Below are 18,725 nucleotides of genomic sequence, written 5' to 3'. Positions count from 1 at the left end.
TCGATGGAATGGCAGGACTTGCACTTCCCGAACACGCCTTCTCCGTCGCTCGCCTCGGCCGACGCCAGCAGCGCGGCGAAATCCACTTCAGGCTCTTCGGCGGCCGTCGCCTCCTCCGCCGGGCCGCCCGCCTCTTCCTGCGCCGGCGCCGCCGCATGGGTCATGTCTATGTCGACGAGGACCTCGCCCATGAAGTGACTGCCGTAGATGACCCAGGCGCAGATGAGAAGCGAAGCGCCGACTTTTTCGAGCAACGAGAATTGCATCTCCACCATCCTTGTGGTTCGCGCCTCATGGTTCATGCGCAAGTGCTGGGGCGTCATGACCCGGCGAGCGTTGTGGGAATGTAGCCGCAAGCTCCCCGCCAGTTCAATGATGTGGTCGCCGAAATGTGGGCGGCGTTTTCGCTCAAACCGCTATCGCGTCGTGGTATAACGGTTGCCATGACCAGCGGTCTCCGCCCGCTCGTGGTGATCCCCGCCCGCATGGCGTCGTCGCGCCTGCCGGGCAAGCCGCTCGCCGACATCCACGGCCGGGCGATGATCGTGCATGTCTGGGAGCGTGCGGAGGCGGCGGCGCTCGGGCCGGTGGTGGTGGCCGCGGCGGAGCAGGAGATCGTCGACGCGGTCGAACTTGCCGGCGGGCGGGCGGTGCTGACCCGGCCGGACCATCCTTCCGGCTCCGACCGGGCGCATGAGGCGCTGGAGGCGATCGATCCTCATGGCCGGCACGACGTCGTGGTCAACCTGCAGGGGGACCTGCCGACCATCGAGCCCGCTGCGGTGCGGGCGGTGGTGGAGCCGCTGGCCCAGCCCGACGTCGATATCGCGACGCTGGTCGCCCCGATCCGGCATGCAGACGAGCGGGACGACCCCAACGTCGTCAAGGCCGCGGTCGCCCTGATGCCGGACCGAACCTGGGGGCCGGCCCTTTATTTCAGCCGCGCGCCGATCCCGTGGGGCGAGGGCGAAACCTATCACCACATCGGGATCTACGCGTTCCGCCGCAGCGCCCTCGAGAAGTTCGTGCAGCTCCCGCCGGGCGTGCTGGAGCAGCGCGAGCGCCTTGAGCAACTCCGCGCCCTCGAGAACGGCATGCGCATCGCGGCGGCGGTGATCGACACCGTCCCCCTCGGGGTCGACACCCCTGCCGACCTTGACCGGGCACGTGACGTGGTGGTGCAACTCGAGCGAACGGGAAACTCCTGAAGACGAGAAGCAAGGCGTGACCTATAGTCAATCCCCTTCCATGACCGATTAGTCGATCCCCCTCAATGACCGATCCAAAACGGACCATTGCCTTTCAGGGCGCTTCGGGCGCGTACTCGGACTTGGCCAGCCGCACGGCGCGGCCGGAGATGGCGACGCTACCCTGCCGGTCGTTCGAGGATGCGTTCGCTGCCGTGCACGACGAACGTGCGGCCCTCGCTATGATTCCGATCGAGAACTCGGTGGCCGGGCGGGTCGCCGACATCCATCATCTGTTGCCGGACTCCGGCCTGCACATCATCGGCGAGCATTATCAGCGGGTTTGTCACCACCTGCTCGCTGTCAAGGGAGCGCGCATCGAGGATATCACCCATGTCCACAGCCACATTCACGCCCTCAACCAGTGCCGGGCGCTGATCAGGGAGCTTGGCCTGGAGCCGGTCGTGCGGGTCGACACCGCCGGCGCCGCCGCTGAAGTGGCAGCCTCCGGCGACCCGACGCAGGCCGTGATCGCCTCCGAACTCGCCGGCGCGACCTATGGCCTGATCAGTCTCCGCGCCAACATCGAGGACGCCGAGCACAACACCACCCGCTTCCTGATCATGGCGCGGGAGGCGATCGTTCCGCACCCCAAGTCGGGGCCGACGATGACCAGCTTCGTTTTCCGGGTGCGCAACGTACCGGCGGCGCTCTACAAGGCCATGGGCGGCTTCGCCACCAACGGCGTCAACATGACCAAGCTGGAGAGCTATCTGGTCGGCGGCCGCTTCAACGCCGCCCAGTTCTACGCCGAGGTCGAGGGCCACCCGGAGCACCGCAACGTCACCCTCGCCCTCGAAGAGCTGGACTTCTTCTCCCGCGAAGTGCGCATCCTCGGCGTCTACCCCCAACACGGCTACCGCCACGACAGCGGGAAAGACGAGGATTAAGCAAGGCTGCGGGCGCGAACTGCTATGAGAGGCCGCAGCGTCGCCTGAAGAAGCGGGATTGGCAGCCTCAGCGGGCCTTGCGGGCGTCGCTGCGGTGTCGGACGTGGGCGAGATCATCCCAACCGTAGGCGGCCTCGCGGAGGTCGGCGTCCCATTGGCTGCCGGTGCGCTCGGCGACGCAGCGCCCACCCATGGTTTCGTAAAAGAAACGGGACGGGTTTTCCGCCAGCACCCACACCACGGCCGAGGTCATGCCCCGCACCACAAGGGAATCGAACAGCCGATACAAGAGCTTGCGCCCGATGCCGCGGTCCTGGTGTTCGGGCCGCACGTAGAGCATGTAGACCTCGCCGGCATGACGCAACCTCTTGCTGCGAGCCGGCCCACAGTTTCCGAAACCGACCACGCCGACGGTCGGGATGTCGGCGACCAGCACCGTTTGCGACCCGTCCCCGCCTCCGATGGCCCGCGCCCAACGCGCCGTCTGAGACTTTTTGCACATGTCGATCAGGAGTTTGTCGGGAAGCAGCCCGGCGTAGGCACTTCGCCACGAGTCCACATGAACGGACGCGATAGCCGCTGCGTCTGTGGGTCGAGAGTCCCGTATGATGATCATCCTCGGCTTCTTTCGGCCAGTTAGAGGTTTTCCTCCCGTAATCCCTCAAAGATACCTCAGGTGTCGCGAGAATGGGAACCCCGTTCGTGGCATGCAGCGTAATTTCCTCGGTCAGCCATTGCCCCGGCGGACCCGTTCCAGGTTGTTTATCCGTCAGCTTCGCACATCCATTCCTCCACCAGCCGGCGAGCGATGGAATCGGCGCGGGGCAGCCGCAGGCCGGCCCCCGAAAATCGCGCAATGTCGTTGCGCGTGAACCAGCGCGCGTCCGCGAGCTCATCCATATCCAGCACGATCGCCGCATCCGCTTCGGCCTCGGCGCGGAAGCCGAGCATCAACGATGACGGGAACGGCCACGGCTGGGAGCCGCGATAGCGACACCGGCTCACACTGATGCCCGCCTCCTCGCGCACCTCGCGGACGACCGCCTCCTCCAGGGTCTCGCCCGGCTCGACGAAACCGGCCAGCGTCGACATCATGCCGCGCGGCCACTGCGCCTGGCGGCCGAGCAGGCATGCGCCGCCGTCGGGTCCTGGACGGGTGACCAGCATGATCACCGCCGGATCGGTCCGCGGAAAATGCTCCGCCCGGCAAGCGGCGGCGACACAGACACGCAGATGCCCCCCGTCGCGGCTCTCTGTCTTCGATCCGCAGGCGCTACAGAACCGATGGCGCCGGTGCCAGTGCACGATGCCGCGGGCGTAAGCCAGAAGCGCCGCATCCGCCGGCGCCATCAGGGCGCTCACCCGCCGCAGTTCCGCCAACTTGCCGGCGCCGGCGCCTGCCGCCGCACCCTGCAGCATCGCCTGCACCGCATCCTCCTCGTGCGACGATAGATCCGCTGCCAGCCATGCGGCGCCAGCGTCGTCCATCCCGAGGACAATGACATGATCTGCCGCCGCGATGATGCCGCAGGAGTCGCCGCCGAGGATGGCCAATGGCCGCGGCTCCGCGCCCGCCCGGATCAGACTGCGCTCGCGCCACACCGGCAGCAACCGCGTCTCAGCATCCGCAAGCCGCGCCGCAACCCACATCGCGTCCTGCCGCTGCCGCGCGCAGCGGTCGAGACCGCACCCGGCATAGAAAAGGCCGTGCAACATGGCGCCAACCTGCCACAGGCGCGGACCTGCGACAACGCCGTCGCAGACCATCGTTGTGGTTCCGGGCCCGGCGCGTTAAAGTTGTGAAGATTTGTCTCGTTATCCCGATAAGCTGATCCCACAGTCGGAGCAGAGGCGATGAGGGTTGTATGGCGGCGGGCGGCGCTTGCGGCCGTTGGCGCAATGCTTGCCGGATGCGCAAGCGACGGCACCCACGAGACGGCGGGCTGTATTCCCGATGCCAGCGGACGTGCGGCGGAGGTCGACTGGTCGGCGGCACAGACGGTCGACGTCCGCATTCGCCACGACGACTTCAGTCCAATAGTGATCGGCCTGCTCCGCGAGCGGCCCTATGTGCTCCGCTTCAGCAACGGCGATGACGAGCGCCATGAGTTCTCGGCGCCGGACCTGTTCCGCACCGTAGTGCTGGACGGCATCGCGGTCGACGGCCGGTCGCAGCCGGCGGGGTGCTACACCCGCGTTGCGGTGCCGGCGAACGGCACCGCGGAAGTGCGCTTCATGCCCCTGCTCGACGGGCGCTACGAGTTCAAGGACACAGATCTGTTCGGCATGACCTACGTGGATCTCGGCCTCTCGCCTGAAACCGGTCAAGGATTCGGCGTCGTTCAGGTTCGATAGACGAGGAGAGCGCGAAGCCCGGTTTCGCTCCGCGCGCTTCCCGGCTATAGTGCGGGTGGGAGGCTGGCGGCGGACGGGCCCCTCGCCAATCCGGTCAGGTCCGGAAGGAAGCAGCCGTAACGAGTTCTGCCCGGGTCGCCTGTTCAGTCTCCCACTTCGCCCCTTGCGGCAGCCTGCCGGCAGGATCGTGACCGCCGCCACCATGCCCGAACCCAACTCCGATACCGAACCCAGCAAGTCCGCCGCGTCGCCGGGCGGCGCCCCCTATCGCGTCCTCGCCCGCAAGTACCGACCGGCGACGTTCGATGCGTTGATCGGACAGGAGGCGCTGGTCCGCACGTTGTCCAACGCCTTTCGGTCGGGCCGCCTCGCCCAGGCGTACATGCTGTCCGGGGTGCGCGGCATCGGCAAGACCACTACCGCCCGCATCATCGCCCGCGCCCTCAATTGCGTCGGCCGCGACGGCGGCGGCTCGGACGCTAGCAGCGGGCCGACCGCCACGCCATGCGGGGTCTGCGAGCACTGTGTCGCCATCGCAGAGGACCGGCACGTGGACGTGCTGGAGATGGACGCCGCCAGCCGCACCGGCATCGACGACATTCGCGAGGTGATCGAGGGGGTGCGCTACCGGCCGACGTCGGCGCGCTACAAGGTCTACATCATCGACGAAGTACACATGCTGTCGAAAAACGCCTTCAACGCGCTGCTCAAGACGTTGGAGGAGCCGCCGGAGCACGTGCGGTTCTTGTTCGCCACCACCGAGATCCGCAAGGTGCCGGTCACGGTCCTGTCCCGGTGTCAGCGCTTCGACTTGAGGCGCGTCGACGCAGCGACCTTGGCGGCGCATCTCGCGGGCATCGTGGCGCAAGAGAACGCAACGGCGGAACCGGAAGCGCTGCACATCGTCGCCCGCGCCGCCGACGGCAGCGTGCGGGACGGATTGTCGCTGCTCGATCAAGCCATCGCCCATACGGATGGCGTTGTCACCGCCGAGGCGGTGCGCGCGATGCTGGGCCTCGCGGATCGGACCAAGGTGTTCGATCTGTTCGACGCGGCGATGAGGGGCGACGCGCCGGCGGCGCTCGCGCTGCTCGCGGACCTTGACGCCGTCGGCGGCGACGCGGCGCTCGTGTTCGAGGACCTGCTCGACCTCACCCACTGGCTGACCCGCATCAAGGTCGCGCCCGAGGCGGCCGACGCGCCAGGAATACCGGAGGTTGAGCGGACGCGCGGCCGGGCCATGGCGGACCGGCTCAGTATGGGGGAAGTGACGCGCGCTTGGCAGATGCTGTTGAAAGGTCTCGGGGAAATCCGCTTCGCGCCATCGCCGTTGCAGGCGGCGGAAATGGTGCTGGTGCGCCTGGTGTATGCGTCTCGCCTGCCGACACCCGAAGAGGCTCTCAAGGCGTGGGGGTCCGGGCGCCCGCCGGTGCCGGCGGGCTCCACCCCGAACGCGCCTGCGGATGTGGGGTCCGGGCGGGCGTCCGACGCTGTGGAGACGGCGGCTTCGGCTACGAACCACCCGCCCGCGCGCCATCCGCCGCAGCCACTGGGAGGGCGGTCTCACAGCCCGAGCGCGGCGCTCGTTCAACCTGTCGACGATTCGGCCGCAGAGCCCCGCCCGAGGGACGATGCGGGCCCCCGCGCCGACCCCCAGAGCTTTCGTGACGCCGTCGAGCTGGTCTCGAGCGTTGGTGAGGGCGAATTGTCCGCCCATCTCCGGACGCTGGTTCACCTTGTCCATTTCGAAGCGGGAAAGATCGAGATTCACCTCGACGATTTGGCGCCCCGCGATCTTACGCAACGTTGGGCGCGGCTGCTCAACGCGCACACTCGGCGGCGCTGGTGGATCAGCGTCGCGAAAGCGGGCGGCGAGTTGACCTTGGAACAACAGGATCGGACTGCAGAAGCCGCCGCCTTGTCGGAAGTCGCCCGGCATCCGCTGATCCGCGAGATCCTGGACGTGTTCCCCGGCGCCACCGTCGACAGCGTCCGTCCCGCGCCGGCACCGCCGGGCGGCGAACCGCCGGACATTCAGCCGGACGCCGCATTGGTGCAAGACACGGACGACGAATCCGACCCCACACTCAGCGACAGTCCCTGACCATAAATCGAGGCGGTTCCATGCCCAAGGAAATCGAACGCAAGTTCCTGGTCCGCGGGGACGGGTGGCGCTCCGGCGCCGCGGGGCTCCCGATCCGTCAGGGCTACCTGTGCACCGATGTGGAGCGCAATATCCGCGTCCGCACCCGGGGGGAACACGGCTACCTGACCATCAAGGGCGCGATGCGGGGGCTGGCGAGAGAGGAGTTCGAGTACGCGATCCCCCGCGACGACGCCGACGCCATGCTGGACGGCCTGTGCCAGCGACCCCTCATCGAGAAGACCCGCTACGTGCGCGACCACGGGGGCTGCATCTGGGAGATCGACGTGTTCGAAGGCGAAAACGCCGGCCTGATCATCGCCGAGGTGGAATTGCAACACGAGGATCAGGATATCGCCCTGCCGGCGTGGGTCGGCGCCGAGGTCAGCAACGACACCCGTTATCTCAACGTCAATCTCTTCCGCCACCCGTTCACGCGGTGGTGACCACTGCGCCCGGCGGCGGGTTACGCCGACGCCAACCTGCCCTACGAGGCGGACAGGACGGCGGCTAGAAGCTCACTTTGAGCCCGGCGACGAGGCCCCAGCCGTCGGTGTCGGAGCGGGTGTTTTCGACGAATTGCGCCGGATTGGTGCCGATATTGCCGGTGAAGCGGGTGTCCTCCGCATCGTCGTCGAACCAGAAGAAGCCGCCTACCATCCGCACTCCGGGGCCAAGCCCCCAGGACCCGGACACCGCAAGCACCTTGTGCTCTTGATCGCTGGGATCGCCCACGGCGCCCTCCGTCGAGCTTTGCAGCCACGCGACGCCCACCTCGTAGGGGCCGGTTTCGTAGCTGCCGCCCACCGAATAGGACCAGCCCTTCATGGATGTCGCGGCGCCCGCCGTGGTGGACACGAAGTCCGGGCCCCCGCCGAGGTTGATAACGCCCGGCCCGCCGGCGGTTCGTTTACCGCTCGTGACCTGGTGATAGGCGCCGCCCACCTTGAAGCCCGCGAACCCGGTCTGCGCGCCCAAACCGTAGGCGAACAGGTCGTCGTCGCTCCCGTCGCTGTCGAGAGCCGTCGTCTGTTCCGCCCACATGGCGCCGCCGTAGGTGGCAAGGGTCCACTGTCCGAAGTTCTGGGTGTAGTTCAGTCCGCCCGCCCAGCCGTTGTGATGGCCGCTGCCGTTGCCGGCGCCGCCCACCTCGAAGTTCGGATTGTTGCCATCGCCACCGCCCGGCTGCAGCTTGGGGATGTAGGAAACGCCGAGCTGAAATCCGGCGACACGAGGCGTGATGTAGGTGATCTTCTGGGAATCGTTGTCGTTGTTGCGAAGAAACGTGGTGCCCGCCGGCGAATCGTAGAAATCCAGAATGGCGGTGTTGACATAGAAAGAATTGTTGATGACGTCGCCGGAGTCCACGCTGATTCCCCCATCCGGGGATCCGACATGGAGGAGATAGGCGGCGTTGTTCTCGGATCCGAGTATGACCTTGCCCCACGAATCGCTGGAGAGGTAAAGGTACTGCTCGTCGATGTAATCGTCCGTGGGGAGTTGGCCTTCCAACTGGACGTTGACGCCGACGGTGATGCCGTTATCTAGCGCCGTTTCGCCAACGAAACAGATTTCCGGGTTCATCTTTACGTCGAGCGGGGCGGCCTTGTACCCCTGAGGCGTGCGGCCGGCGTCGTCGTCGTTGAAATCCTGATCGAGGCCGACAATCAGCTGCTGCATGTAGCCGTGCACCTCGATTTTGATGCGGCCTGCGCTCGGCACCTTCAAGGGCTCGATCGCCCCGGCGTCTCCGGAGAATGCCAAAGCCAACCCGGCGGACGCCAGAGCGGTGGTGCTGAGAAGCCGTTTCGTCATCGACATCGGGACACACCCCTACCGGTGCCGGCACTGAGATCGGTGCCGGCTGTCGCTTTCGTGATGAATCCGAGGGTTCGACCCGCCCGATGAACGGCGCCGGAATCGAACCGTTAGGCCATCGAACTTCTAGGCCGATGCGGAAGGCGACCGGAGCCGCCTTCCCACCGTAGAACGCGAGAAGATCAGAAGCTTACCTTGAAGCCTGCCGTCAAACCCCAGCCGTCGGTGTCGGACTGGGTGGCGACTGTGTCTTCAGCTTCGTCGTCAAACCAGAAGAAACCGCCGACCAACCGCACGCCGGGGCCCATGGTGTAGGATCCCGACACGGCCAAGGTCTGGTGGTTCTGATCGCTGGGATCGGCAATCGCGCCTTCGTTGTCGCCATCGATCCACTGTACGCCGACCAAATATGGCCCAACTTCGTAGGCGGCGCCCAGGGCGTAGGACGAGCCCTCCATTGAAGTCGTCGTGGTGCGCATGCCTTCCTGGACATCGTGGTACGAACCACCCACCGAGAAGCCGGCAAATCCGATCTGGGCGCCGGTGCCCCAGGCAAACATGTACCCGTCGTCACCACCGCCGTTGAGTTCGGCAGTCTCTTTTGCCCAGTGCAGGCCACCGTAAGCGGCAACGTCGAAGGCGCCGAACTTCGTCGTATAGTTCAAGCCGCCGGCCCAGGCGTTGTGCTGGCCGCTGCCGTTGCCCGCGCCGCCGACCGAGACGTCCGGGCTGTTGCCATCGCCGCCACCCGGCTGCAGCTTCGGCGCGTAGGACAAGCCCGCCTGGAACCCGGCGAAACGCGGAGTGAAATACATGATCTTCTGGGAGTCGTTGTCGTTGTTGCGGAGCGCCGTGGTGCCCGCCGGAGTGTCGAAAAAGTCAGAAATGGCAGTGTTGATATAGAACGAATTGTTGATGACGTCGCCGGAGTCGACGCTGATGCCGCCGTCCGGTGCGCCGACCTTGAGGAGGTAGGCGGCGTTGTTTTCGGAGCCGAGGATCAGCTTGCCGAAGCTCTTGCTCTCCAGATACATGTACTGTTCGTCGATGTAATCCGTGGGCGCAAGCTGGCCTTCCAACTGGACGTTGACGCCGACGGTGATGCCGTTGTCCAGCGTCGTCTCGCCGACGAAGCAGATTTCAGGGTTCATCTTTTCGTCGATGACCGCCGCCTTGTACCCCTGCGGGGTGCGGCCGGCGTCCGTGTCGTTGAAATCCTGGTCCAGTCCGACGACGAACTGTTGCATGTAGCCGTGCACTTCGATCTTGATCCGCTCAGCCGCCGCGGCGTCGCCCGCTACCCCGGCGATCAGACCGGCCGTCGCCAGAGCGGTGGTGCCAAAAGTACTTTTTTCATCATTTCCCTCTCCATGCCCTACAAAAAGTTCCCCGGATTCGCATGCCTTGGCAGGACCACCTCCGCGGGAGACGCCCACCTGGGAACAAGTGCATGAAGCCACGAAGCACATCTGCGTTCAAGTCTCGCCAGACAGCGCCTGCGTCATTTGTTCACCACTGTGACCACTGTGCAACAATCCGCCTCCCCAGTGAGTTCATTTGCGATTGCAGGGCATTATCGCCAGGCTTCCACAACGGCGAGGCAGCAATGTCTCTTTGGCGTCAATCGGCTTATGTTGAGCTGACATTCGGTTTACACAGAGCCGCACCGAGCGATCCTGCGGGATCGCGTCACCGATTGGAGAACGTACGGCATGAAGAACATCGGCCAAATGATGAAGCAGGCACAGCAGATCCAGGCCAAGATGGCCGAGATGCAGGAACAGTTGGCGAGCACCGAGGTCACCGGCTCGTCCGGCGGCGGTCTCGTGCAGGTGACGTTGAACGGCAAAGCCGAAGCGCGGTCGGTGCAGATCGACCCATCGGTGGCCGACCCCACCGAGATCGAGGTTCTGGAGGACCTAATGGTCGCGGCGTTCAACGACGCCAAGAGCAAGGTGGAAGCGCACATCGCCGAGCGCATGTCGGAGTTGACGGGCGGGTTGAAGCTGCCGCCCGGCATGCAGTTGCCAATGTAGAACTGCATCGCCGGCGACCTGTCATTCCGGCCTCGCTGATGTAAGCTGGGCGATGAACGAAATCGACAGCCTCATCCGGGCACTCGCCAAGTTGCCGGGGCTGGGGCCCCGCTCGGCGCGCCGCGCGGTGTTGCATATGCTGAAGCGGCGGGAACGGGTGCTGGAACCGCTGGCGGCGGCGCTGACGGCGGCGGCGAACAACGTCCGCACCTGTTCGGTCTGCGGCAACCTGGATACCCGCAGCCCATGCGGCGTCTGCAGCGATCCGCGCCGCGATGCGGCCACCCTTTGCGTCGTCGAAGACGTTGCCGATCTTTGGGCGCTGGAGCGAGGCGGCGCCTTCCGCGGCCGCTATCACGTGCTCGGCGGCACCCTGTCGGCGCTCGACGGCATCGGCCCCGACGATCTCAGCATTCAGAGCTTGCTGGCTCGGGCCGCCGCCGCGGAGGTCACGGAGGTGATCCTGGCGACCAACGCCACGGTGGACGGCCAGACCACGGCCCACTATGTGGCCGATCGGCTCGCCGGGTGCGACGTAACGGTTTCCGGCCTCGCCCTCGGCATGCCCGTCGGCGGCGAACTGGACTATCTCGACGACGGGACGTTGAACGCCGCCTTGCGCGCCCGCCGCCGCCTGGACAAGAACTGAACGGACGAACCGGACGCGGCCACATGACCGACCAAAGCGTCGCTGACATCCATCGAGACATCGGCGGTCTGCTAGTTGAAATCGACCAATGGGAGTCGGTGCATGGTCCCTACGACCGAAGCCGGGATGAAAGCCGGTTCGACCTCCGGCTGAAGTCGCTGTTCGACCGCCTTGTCGGCGCGCGTGCGCGCAACGAAGCGGAAGTCATGCACAAGCTGGAGCGCGCCATACACGTCGGCGGACGCGGCACATCGATCGGCGACAGGTTGATCGAGAGCGCGCTTCACGATCTCAGGCAGATCAGGGTTCAGGACAAACGTCCACGAGCCTGACCAGCGCTACAGCCGCCTCGCGGCGGACACCTTTCGATGGTTCACGCTGCCCAGTCGTCCGCCGTGGGGCTGATTAGCACGGTGTAGCCCGCCGCCGCCTGCGGTCGACCAGTGCGCCACGTCAGAGCGCCTCCAGGCTGGCTCCTTGCAGAGACGCATCCGCTTCCACCGTCACCGCCGCCGCCGCCGCCGCCGCGGACATGATGTCGCCCACCAGCACGCGGGATGGCAGACGCCGCTTCGAGATGCAGCCAATGATGATTTCCCGGTCGCCAAGGGAGCCGACGATGCGCCCGTCCTCCACCACGACCAGTCTGTCCACACCCTGATCGCGCATGTGCAGAGCCGCAGCCGCAACGCTCGCCGACGCCTCGATCGACACGCCGTTTCCCACAGAGATATCCGCAATCCGCATCAACATGGCGCTTACTCCGATGGCTGGCCGTTCTCCCGACCCGTCTCCTGGCTCCGGCGCTTTGTCGACCGGCCTTGTCGGGTTTTAGGATTTTGCCACATTCGGCCGTCACCTTCTGTGACGCGGATTACACGCTGCGGGAAATCGTGGATTACACGCTGCGGGAAATATCGTGCGCCGAACCCGCGATTGGCGCGCCTCGGCAGATTGCTGCGGGCACCGTTTCCCAGGGTATCCTCACCCCTGAACCCGCGGGGCGTCCGCCAATGGGAGGTCCAAGCTCGGCCATCGTCAAGCTCAGGATGAGGTATTGGTTGTGACGATTCCGGCTCTAAGCCTCGATGCGGAAGCCGACCTTGATGACGACTTGGTAATGCGCGACGCGGCCGTCCTCGACATGCCCGCGCACCTCCTGAACCTCGAACCAGTCGAGATTTTTCAACGTTTTCGATGCCGTCGCGACGGCGTTCTGAATGGCGTCCTCGACACCGACGGTGGATGTACCCACCAGTTCGACCTTCTTGTAGACACGGTCACCCATTCAAGCCTCCTGTCCCAATCTGTCCTGCTAATTTACTTCGTTGATTCACCGGCGCGTCGGCGGGCGTCATCCTTGAACGGGCACTTCGTCAATACAGTCGCCTCGAAGCGTCAGATCACTGCCCCAGATTATCGATCTTCGCCGCCAGGACGAAATCATTCTCGTGCAGGCCGTTGATCTTATGGGTAAATATCTCGATGAAGGCGTACCCCCAGCCGAAGTGGATCTCCGGGTGATGGTCTTCGGCCTCGGCGAGCTCGCCGACGCGGTTGACGAAGGCAAGCGCCTCGCGGAAGTTTCCGAACGTAAAGCGCCGCTGTATGCGCATGGGGTCGCGGGCGAGGGCCCAGGCCGGCGTCTGTTCCAGATACGCCGCCGCCGCGTCGTCCGCGAGCGGCGGCACATCGCCTCGGCACGCCACGCATGACTTGCGCGCAAGGTCGTCCACCATCTGCCTGCAGCCTTACAGATGCGAATCGGCGGCCAGGTGGCCGACGCAGCAGGCCACATCCCCCGCCGCCGACTCCACCATCTCGATGGCGCGCTCGCGGGTCGGGTAGACGCCGAAGGAACCGCCTTCCAGCCCGAAGGGAAGCGCCTGCCATCCGTCTTCGCCGAATATCACGACGGCGTCGCCGACGGCCGTCGTGCTCATGATCCGCGAATGAACCCAATCCATAGCCACACCTTCCATCTGCTCGAAATCGCTAAGGACTCGCATTCGCAGATGGGGATCGTCGATCCCTGCGACAAGGGCGATCAGGATCAACCGGCGAGCCCGTGGCGTTCGTGCCAAGCAGCGATGGACTCTTCCGGGTACTGCGAGAACGTCTGGTCGCTGGCGCCAATTGCGGCGTCCACCCATGGCGCCTTGAACGCCAGCATCAGGTGGGTGCGGTCCGGCGGAACCGGCAGCGGCGTGTCGACGGCCGACGCAAATGGATGGACAAGTTCCGGCCACCGCGGATCCCACAGCCACAGCGCGCTGCCGCAGATCCCGCAGAAGCGCCGCTCGGCGGGGCTGATCTTCTCGCCGCCGCTGTCGTCGGCGATCCTCGCCCGGTAGACGCGGATATTTTCGTCGCCGCTGACCTGCAGGGTGCCGGACAGCCCGCCGAGGTTGATGGCGAAGCCGCCGCCGCCGGCGGTCTTGCGGCAGATGGAGCAGTAACAAAGGTTGAACGGATAGGGATGCGGACATTCGAGGGCGAACCGCACCGATCCGCAATGACATGACCCTTCGATCTGCATCCTTCGCCTCCCTGCAGCCGTCTGCACCGTGGCCATTTTACTGTGCGGGATCAACCGCGCCCGAGAGGGAGAGGCGCGCTTCGCCGGCCGACGGCCGATCGAGGGTGATGACGGCGCCGAGCGAGCGCGCCAACCGGGCGGCGAAATCGCCGTGGACCGTGCGCGGCGACACCTCATCGACTTGAGATCGAGCCTCGAGTGCGGTCACCAGATCATCGTTCAGCACAACGCGCTCGCCATGAGCGCAGACGATGGCGTTGAGGCCGCTGCCCGCGGAGCCGCGCGCATCGCCGATGCGCACGGTGATGGTGCCGGACCGCGGCAGGGCGTCCCGCGCCACCAGCACCAGGCACAGCACCAGGCGGAGAGCGGCGGCGGGCACCGGCGCATCGCCCGCGCCATCCGGCCAGTCGATTCCGATCCGGGTTCCGTCGACGATGCCGGCGGCGAGGCGCCGCGCCTCATCCCAACCTGAATGAGGATCGTCGCCGCCGCGCAAACCGAAGGCGACGCGGAAGAAATCGAGTTGGTGCGCCAGGCGGCCGGCGCTGGCGGCAATGAGATCGACGATTTCGCCATCCCCGCCAAGTTCCTTCAACAGGTCGACGCCGTTGGCAAGCGCCCCCGCCGGCCCGACCAAATCGTGGCACAGGCGGGAGACCAGCAATTGCGCCAGCTTCGTGTCGGATGCCATCCCGCCCGATCTCCTTCACAAGACCGTTGAGTTTATGCCCCGGTCGGGTGATTGCTCAAGCTGGCGATCGCTCCCGTGCCCAACCAGGAGGATCAGGCCGGTCAGGTTGCGTCGGCGAGGACGATGCGAGTACCGGTGTCGCCCGCGAGAAGACGCTTGAGATGAAACCGCGCCAATGGGTCCTGGCCGTCGCGGCCGACCAGGGCGGCGAAGCTTTGCATCGCGCCGGCGTCGCCGGCCTCCAACTGCGCGAACGCGGCAAGGTATGCAGCCGCGGCGTCGCTTGCCATGGCGTCGCCACAGACGGGCTCGAACGCCTTGATGACGGTGTCCTTGCCCTTCAACACCAGGGTGCCGATCGGCCGCCCGGCGAAGCCCGGAATGGCGGCGACGGTGTCGGCGCTGACGCAGACGCGGGTTCCCAGGCGCTTGTTCGCGTTTTCCAGGCGGGCGGCCGTATTGATGGCGTCGCCGTGCGCCGTATAGTGGAAAAACGCGTCGCCGCCGAAGTTGCCGACGGTGGCCGGCCCGGAGTGCACGCCGATGCGGGTGTGGCCGATCGGCAGTCCCGCAGCTTGGTTTAGCGCCGCGAAGTCCTCCGCGAAACGGTCTAGGTCGAGAGCGCAATCGACCGCCCGCGCGGCGTGGTCCGGTTGCTCGACGGGCGCGCCGAACATGGCGTGGATGGCGTCGCCGACCACCGTGTCGATGGTGCCGCCGTGCGCGAACACGATACGCGACAAGCCGCCGATGTAGGCGTTCATCACCTCGACGATGATCGCGGGGTCCAGCGTTTCCGCCAGCGGCGTGAAGTCGGCGAGATCGGTGAACAGGAACGTGAGGTCGCGGCGTTCCCCCCGCAACTCGAGTGTATCCGGATGTTCGGCCAGGTGGCGCGCCAGGTTGGGCGAGAAATATCGGGCCAGGTTGGTGCGTGCCCGTTCCGCTTTTGCCCGCCGCTCCTCCGCATCGCGCAGCGCATTGAGATCGGCGAGGGTCTTGGAGAGGGTGATCTCCAGATCGTCGAAGTCGATCGGCTTGGTGATGAAATCGAAGGCGCCGCGGTTCATGGCGGTGCGGATATTTTTCATGTCGCCGTAGGCGGAGACGATGAGCGCCCGCAACGTCCCGGGCGTGTCCCGCAGGCGGTCGAGCAGGGTCAGACCGTCCATGCGCGGCATGTTGATGTCGGAGAGCACGATGTCGACGTCCGGCTCGGCAGCCAGCGCCGCCAGCGCCTCCTCGCCGTCGCCCGCGAACAAGAACTGATAGTCGCCATCACGGATCCGGCGGCGGAACTTCTGGCGGACCAGAAGCTCGAGATCCGGCTCGTCGTCGACGACCAGGATCTTGGCTGGCGTCAAATGCCGTCTCCGTGCATGTGGGAGCCGAGCGTCGCCTTGAGTTGAGTGAAATCCACCGGCTTGGTGATGAAATCGCTCGCACCGAAGTCCTTTGCCAGACGCCGCTTCTCCGCATCGCCGTAGGCGGTGATCATGATGACGGGAAGTTCGGGCCAGCGCTGCTTGACCTCCCGCAGGAGATCGAGCCCGCTCATGCCCGGCATGTTGATGTCGGAGAGCATCAAAAGGCGTTCGGCCAGGCCGCATTGGGCGAGCAGATCCAACGCCTCGTCCCCGGACTGCGCAAACTGAATGGAACAGGCGCCTTGTCGGATCTCACGCCGAAAAGACTGCCGGAACAGCTCGATAGCATCCGGCTCGTCGTCGACGAGAAGCAGATTGGCGGTCATTTGGTGCACTCCATTCTAGAGAAACATGAGATCGGCGTGGTTCGCCCGAAGCATCTCCCAATTACTCCCCGGGATTCTCCTTCACCAGCGGGCAGACGTCTGTGATCCGGTTCACGCCGGTGCATGGTTTGACAATCACTCGCAAGCGGTGCCGGTGTCTGCCGGCAGGCGGACGGTGAACTCGGTGAATTCTCCGGGACTCGTCTCCACCTCCAGCCGGCCCTTGTGCTGATGAACGACGATGTCGTAGCTGAGCGACAGCCCGAGTCCCGTCCCCTCGCCGGCCGGCTTGGTGGTGAAGAACGGCGTGAAAATCTTGTCCGCCACCGCGGGCGGAATGCCGGTGCCGTTGTCGCGCACCCGGATGTCGACGGCGCCGTCGGTGCGACGGGTCGAGACCCTCAGCGTCGGCCGGTAGGCGGCGTCGCCGTCGCGCTTGAGCCGCTCGTGGGTGGCGTGGAACCCGTTCGTGAAAAGGTTGAGGAGCACCCGGCTGACGTCCTGCGGAATGATCTCGACGGCTCCGGCGTCCGCCCCGTAATCCCGTTCGAGGGTGACATTGAAGGAAGGATCCGAGGCGCGGGCGCCGTGATAGGCGAGATTGAGGCTCTCCTCGACGACGGCGTTGATATCGGCGGCCCGCCGCTCGCCCGGTCCCTCACGGGAGTGCGCCAACATGCTTCTGACGATCCCGTCGGCCCGCGCCCCGTGCTCGCCGATCTTCCTGAGATTGCCGCCAAGGGTCATGAGAACCTCCTCGGCATCGGCGCGCACGTCGGCGTCGAGACCAGCCAAAGCGTCTCCGAGCAATCCCCTGAGGTCGTCCAGCAAGTCGATGCACAGCGCCGAAAAGTTGTTTACGAAATTGAGCGGGTTCTTGATCTCGTGGGCGATGCCAGCAACAAGCTGGCCGAGCAGCGCCAGCTTCTCGGCGTGGACGAGGCTGGTCTGGGTCTTCTTCAAATCAAAAAGCGCCCGCTCCGCCTGGTCCCTGGCCTCGCGCAGTTCCCGCTCCCTCTGCACCTCTGCATTGATGTTGGAGGCGCTGCCGCGGTAGCCGCGGAACGACCCGTCCGGCGCGAACACCGGCACACCGCTGGTGCTCATCCACATCTCGCTGCCGTCGATGCGCTTGACGGGGTACCGGAAGTTCTTGAACGGCCGGTGCGCGTTGATGTCGTCGAGATGGCGCCGCCATGCCTTCTCGTCGAGGCTGCCGCGGCCCAATTCCTCGCGCGTCCTGCCGAGGACCTGGGACGGCGGCACCTGGGTCCACGTTTCCATCGGTTCCGAAATGAAGCTGAAGCGGAGATCCGGGCCCATCTCCCAGAACCAATCGGACGACGCCGCAGCGAAATCCCGGAACCGCTGCTCGCTGTCTCGGAGCGCCGCCTCGGTCCGTTTGTGCTCGGTGATATCGAAATAGGTGAGCATCCGGCCGCCGTCCGGGAGGCTCTTGCACTGGAACTGGAATACCCGCCCGTCTGCCAATGAAAGATCGACGGGCGCGATGTCGCCGGCGGCGATGGCGGCGATGCGTTGATCGGCGTACGCCGGAAACTCCGCATCCGTAATCCGGTAGAAACCGCGTTCGTGAGAACTCTCCAAGAATTCGCGGATATTGGCCCGTCGCGCCAGAAGCTCCGCCGGGAACTCGAAGAACTTGCCGAAGGCGTGATTGGTGATGCGGGCGCAGAGGTCCGGGCCCAGGAACAGCACGCCATATTCGATCGTATCCATCACCGCGTTGAACTCGGCCAGTACCGCGTCCTTCTCGCGGATCGCCTGGTTGAGCGCCTCCTCCCGCCGCTTAAGGTTGGTCACGTCGGTGAAGACGGCGACGGTGGCGCCGTCCTCGGCCTTCTTTTCGTCGATCTGGATCCAGCGTCCGTCGCTTTGCCGCTGCACGATCGGCCCTGCGGGCGCCCGATGCTGCGCGAGCCTTGCATCGACCCAATGTTCGCCATCCTCGGCGGCGTCGGCGACGATGTCGCGCTTTGATGCAGTGCGCACGATCTCCTCGAACGTGACGCCGGGCCGAATGAGATCGGCAATGCCGGGATAGTGGTCCTTGTAGTGGCTGTTGCAGAGGACGAGGCGGTCGTCGGCGTCGAACACCGAGAACCCGGCGGAGATCGATTCGACGGCGAGAACGAGGCGCTGCTCGCGCTCCCGTGCCTCCTGTTCATCGCGTCTGCGATCGCTGATGTCGGAGCAGATGGCGAGCAGGCCACCACCGTCTAGCGGACGACAGCGAAGTTCGATCACCGTGCCGTCGGCGCGCGACCACTCCATCCAATGGGGCTCCGCGCGTCTCGCCCGCGCCAGCATCGACTGCACATTATCTCCCCCCTCGCCCGCAATGACCTCGACCTGGGCGACGCGACGGATGAACGCTTCCCAGGGATCACCCACACCCAACCCCGAAGGCGGACAGTCAAGAAGCTCGAGGAATCTACGATTGCAGACGACGACGTTGAGGTCGGCATCCAAAACGCCGACGCCGTGGTCGATGGCCTCGAACGCCGCTTCCACCAAAGCCGTCCGGCCGACCGGACTCTCCACGTCCGTCCGGGCCGGCCCCGCCGTGAGACCTGCCAT

General features: G+C 65.6%; 21 protein-coding genes and 1 other RNA gene. 9 read left to right on the top strand and 13 right to left on the bottom strand.

The window, feature by feature from the left end:
* Positions 1-443: 443 nt before the first annotated feature.
* Positions 444-1,208, top strand: coding sequence for a 3-deoxy-manno-octulosonate cytidylyltransferase (locus IPM60_06300; protein MBK8907506.1), 765 nt, complete (start codon positions 444-446; stop codon positions 1,206-1,208).
* A gap of 65 nt (positions 1,209-1,273) precedes the next feature.
* A complete protein-coding gene (locus IPM60_06295) occupies positions 1,274-2,137 on the top strand; it encodes a prephenate dehydratase (GenBank protein MBK8907505.1) in 864 nt (287 codons plus the stop codon).
* A gap of 67 nt (positions 2,138-2,204) precedes the next feature.
* Here the strand turns inward: IPM60_06295 and IPM60_06290 are convergent, their stop codons facing one another.
* Both IPM60_06290 and nudC read right to left on the bottom strand, forming a co-directional pair.
* Positions 2,205-2,753 carry a GNAT family N-acetyltransferase gene (locus IPM60_06290; GenBank protein ID MBK8907504.1) on the bottom strand — a complete coding sequence of 183 codons (549 nt, stop codon included), beginning with the start codon at positions 2,751-2,753 and terminating at the stop codon, positions 2,205-2,207.
* Between the two features lie 146 nt (positions 2,754-2,899).
* The gene (gene nudC, locus IPM60_06285) at positions 2,900-3,853 is read right to left on the bottom strand and encodes an NAD(+) diphosphatase (protein MBK8907503.1); all 954 of its coding nucleotides are present in this window, start codon (positions 3,851-3,853) and stop codon (positions 2,900-2,902) included.
* 138 nt (positions 3,854-3,991) lie between these two features.
* On the opposite strand from nudC, the gene IPM60_06280 reads away from it, so the two are divergent.
* The 4 genes from IPM60_06280 (at position 3,992) to IPM60_06265 (ending at position 7,081) form a co-directional block, all read left to right on the top strand.
* Positions 3,992-4,492, top strand: a complete 501-nt coding sequence (locus IPM60_06280; GenBank protein MBK8907502.1) for a hypothetical protein — start codon at positions 3,992-3,994, stop codon at positions 4,490-4,492.
* A gap of 58 nt (positions 4,493-4,550) precedes the next feature.
* Positions 4,551-4,647: signal recognition particle sRNA small type (gene ffs / locus IPM60_06275), an RNA gene on the top strand.
* A 47-nt stretch (positions 4,648-4,694) separates the two neighbouring features.
* Positions 4,695-6,596 carry a DNA polymerase III subunit gamma/tau gene (locus IPM60_06270; GenBank protein MBK8907501.1) on the top strand — a complete coding sequence of 634 codons (1,902 nt, stop codon included), beginning with the start codon at positions 4,695-4,697 and terminating at the stop codon, positions 6,594-6,596.
* 20 nt (positions 6,597-6,616) lie between these two features.
* Positions 6,617-7,081 carry a CYTH domain-containing protein gene (locus IPM60_06265; protein ID MBK8907500.1) on the top strand — a complete coding sequence of 155 codons (465 nt, stop codon included), beginning with the start codon at positions 6,617-6,619 and terminating at the stop codon, positions 7,079-7,081.
* A 64-nt stretch (positions 7,082-7,145) separates the two neighbouring features.
* On the opposite strand, the gene IPM60_06260 is transcribed toward IPM60_06265, so the two are convergent.
* Entirely contained in the window at positions 7,146-8,456 is a 1,311-nt protein-coding gene (locus IPM60_06260; GenBank protein MBK8907499.1) for a porin, read from the bottom strand.
* Between the two features lie 179 nt (positions 8,457-8,635).
* Positions 8,636-9,913 (bottom strand): porin, encoded by a 1,278-nt coding sequence (locus tag IPM60_06255; protein ID MBK8907498.1) that lies wholly within the window; start codon positions 9,911-9,913, stop codon positions 8,636-8,638.
* Between the two features lie 252 nt (positions 9,914-10,165).
* On the opposite strand from IPM60_06255, the gene IPM60_06250 reads away from it, so the two are divergent.
* Genes IPM60_06250 through IPM60_06240 form a run of 3 tightly spaced genes read left to right on the top strand, consistent with a single transcriptional unit; the run spans position 10,166 to position 11,470 of the window.
* On the top strand, positions 10,166-10,489 hold the full coding sequence (locus tag IPM60_06250; GenBank protein MBK8907497.1) for a YbaB/EbfC family nucleoid-associated protein: 324 nt from the start codon (positions 10,166-10,168) through the stop codon (positions 10,487-10,489).
* A gap of 52 nt (positions 10,490-10,541) precedes the next feature.
* Complete coding sequence (gene recR, locus IPM60_06245; protein MBK8907496.1) at positions 10,542-11,138, top strand: recombination protein RecR; 597 nt, start codon at positions 10,542-10,544, stop codon at positions 11,136-11,138.
* Positions 11,139-11,161: 23 nt separating this feature from the next.
* Positions 11,162-11,470, top strand: coding sequence for a hypothetical protein (locus IPM60_06240; GenBank protein ID MBK8907495.1), 309 nt, complete (start codon positions 11,162-11,164; stop codon positions 11,468-11,470).
* Positions 11,471-11,591: 121 nt separating this feature from the next.
* Here IPM60_06240 and IPM60_06235 read toward each other — a convergent pair whose 3' ends face one another.
* From IPM60_06235 to IPM60_06195, 9 genes are all read right to left on the bottom strand, one after another.
* Positions 11,592-11,891: a CBS domain-containing protein gene (locus IPM60_06235; protein ID MBK8907494.1), complete on the bottom strand. Its 300-nt coding sequence runs from the start codon at positions 11,889-11,891 to the stop codon at positions 11,592-11,594.
* Between the two features lie 325 nt (positions 11,892-12,216).
* Positions 12,217-12,426, bottom strand: coding sequence for a dodecin domain-containing protein (locus IPM60_06230; protein MBK8907493.1), 210 nt, complete (start codon positions 12,424-12,426; stop codon positions 12,217-12,219).
* A 115-nt stretch (positions 12,427-12,541) separates the two neighbouring features.
* On the bottom strand, positions 12,542-12,877 hold the full coding sequence (locus IPM60_06225; GenBank protein ID MBK8907492.1) for a 4a-hydroxytetrahydrobiopterin dehydratase: 336 nt from the start codon (positions 12,875-12,877) through the stop codon (positions 12,542-12,544).
* Positions 12,878-12,889: 12 nt separating this feature from the next.
* Positions 12,890-13,195, bottom strand: coding sequence for a hypothetical protein (locus IPM60_06220; GenBank protein ID MBK8907491.1), 306 nt, complete (start codon positions 13,193-13,195; stop codon positions 12,890-12,892).
* On the bottom strand, positions 13,192-13,677 hold the full coding sequence (locus IPM60_06215) for a GFA family protein (GenBank protein ID MBK8907490.1): 486 nt from the start codon (positions 13,675-13,677) through the stop codon (positions 13,192-13,194). Before IPM60_06215 ends, IPM60_06220 begins: the two co-directional genes overlap by 4 nt.
* A gap of 37 nt (positions 13,678-13,714) precedes the next feature.
* Positions 13,715-14,371: a hypothetical protein gene (locus tag IPM60_06210; protein MBK8907489.1), complete on the bottom strand. Its 657-nt coding sequence runs from the start codon at positions 14,369-14,371 to the stop codon at positions 13,715-13,717.
* Between the two features lie 101 nt (positions 14,372-14,472).
* A complete protein-coding gene (locus tag IPM60_06205) occupies positions 14,473-15,735 on the bottom strand; it encodes a response regulator (GenBank protein ID MBK8907488.1) in 1,263 nt (420 codons plus the stop codon).
* Positions 15,732-16,124 (bottom strand): response regulator, encoded by a 393-nt coding sequence (locus tag IPM60_06200; GenBank protein MBK8907487.1) that lies wholly within the window; start codon positions 16,122-16,124, stop codon positions 15,732-15,734. Before IPM60_06200 ends, IPM60_06205 begins: the two co-directional genes overlap by 4 nt.
* Before the next feature lie 135 nt (positions 16,125-16,259).
* Positions 16,260-18,725: a PAS-domain containing protein gene (locus IPM60_06195; GenBank protein MBK8907486.1), complete on the bottom strand. Its 2,466-nt coding sequence runs from the start codon at positions 18,723-18,725 to the stop codon at positions 16,260-16,262.

Source organism: Rhodospirillales bacterium (assembly GCA_016710335.1).
Taxonomy (GTDB): domain Bacteria; phylum Pseudomonadota; class Alphaproteobacteria; order Rhodospirillales; family Defluviicoccaceae; genus JADJXQ01.
This window is presented reverse-complemented; position numbering and strand designations above follow the sequence as displayed.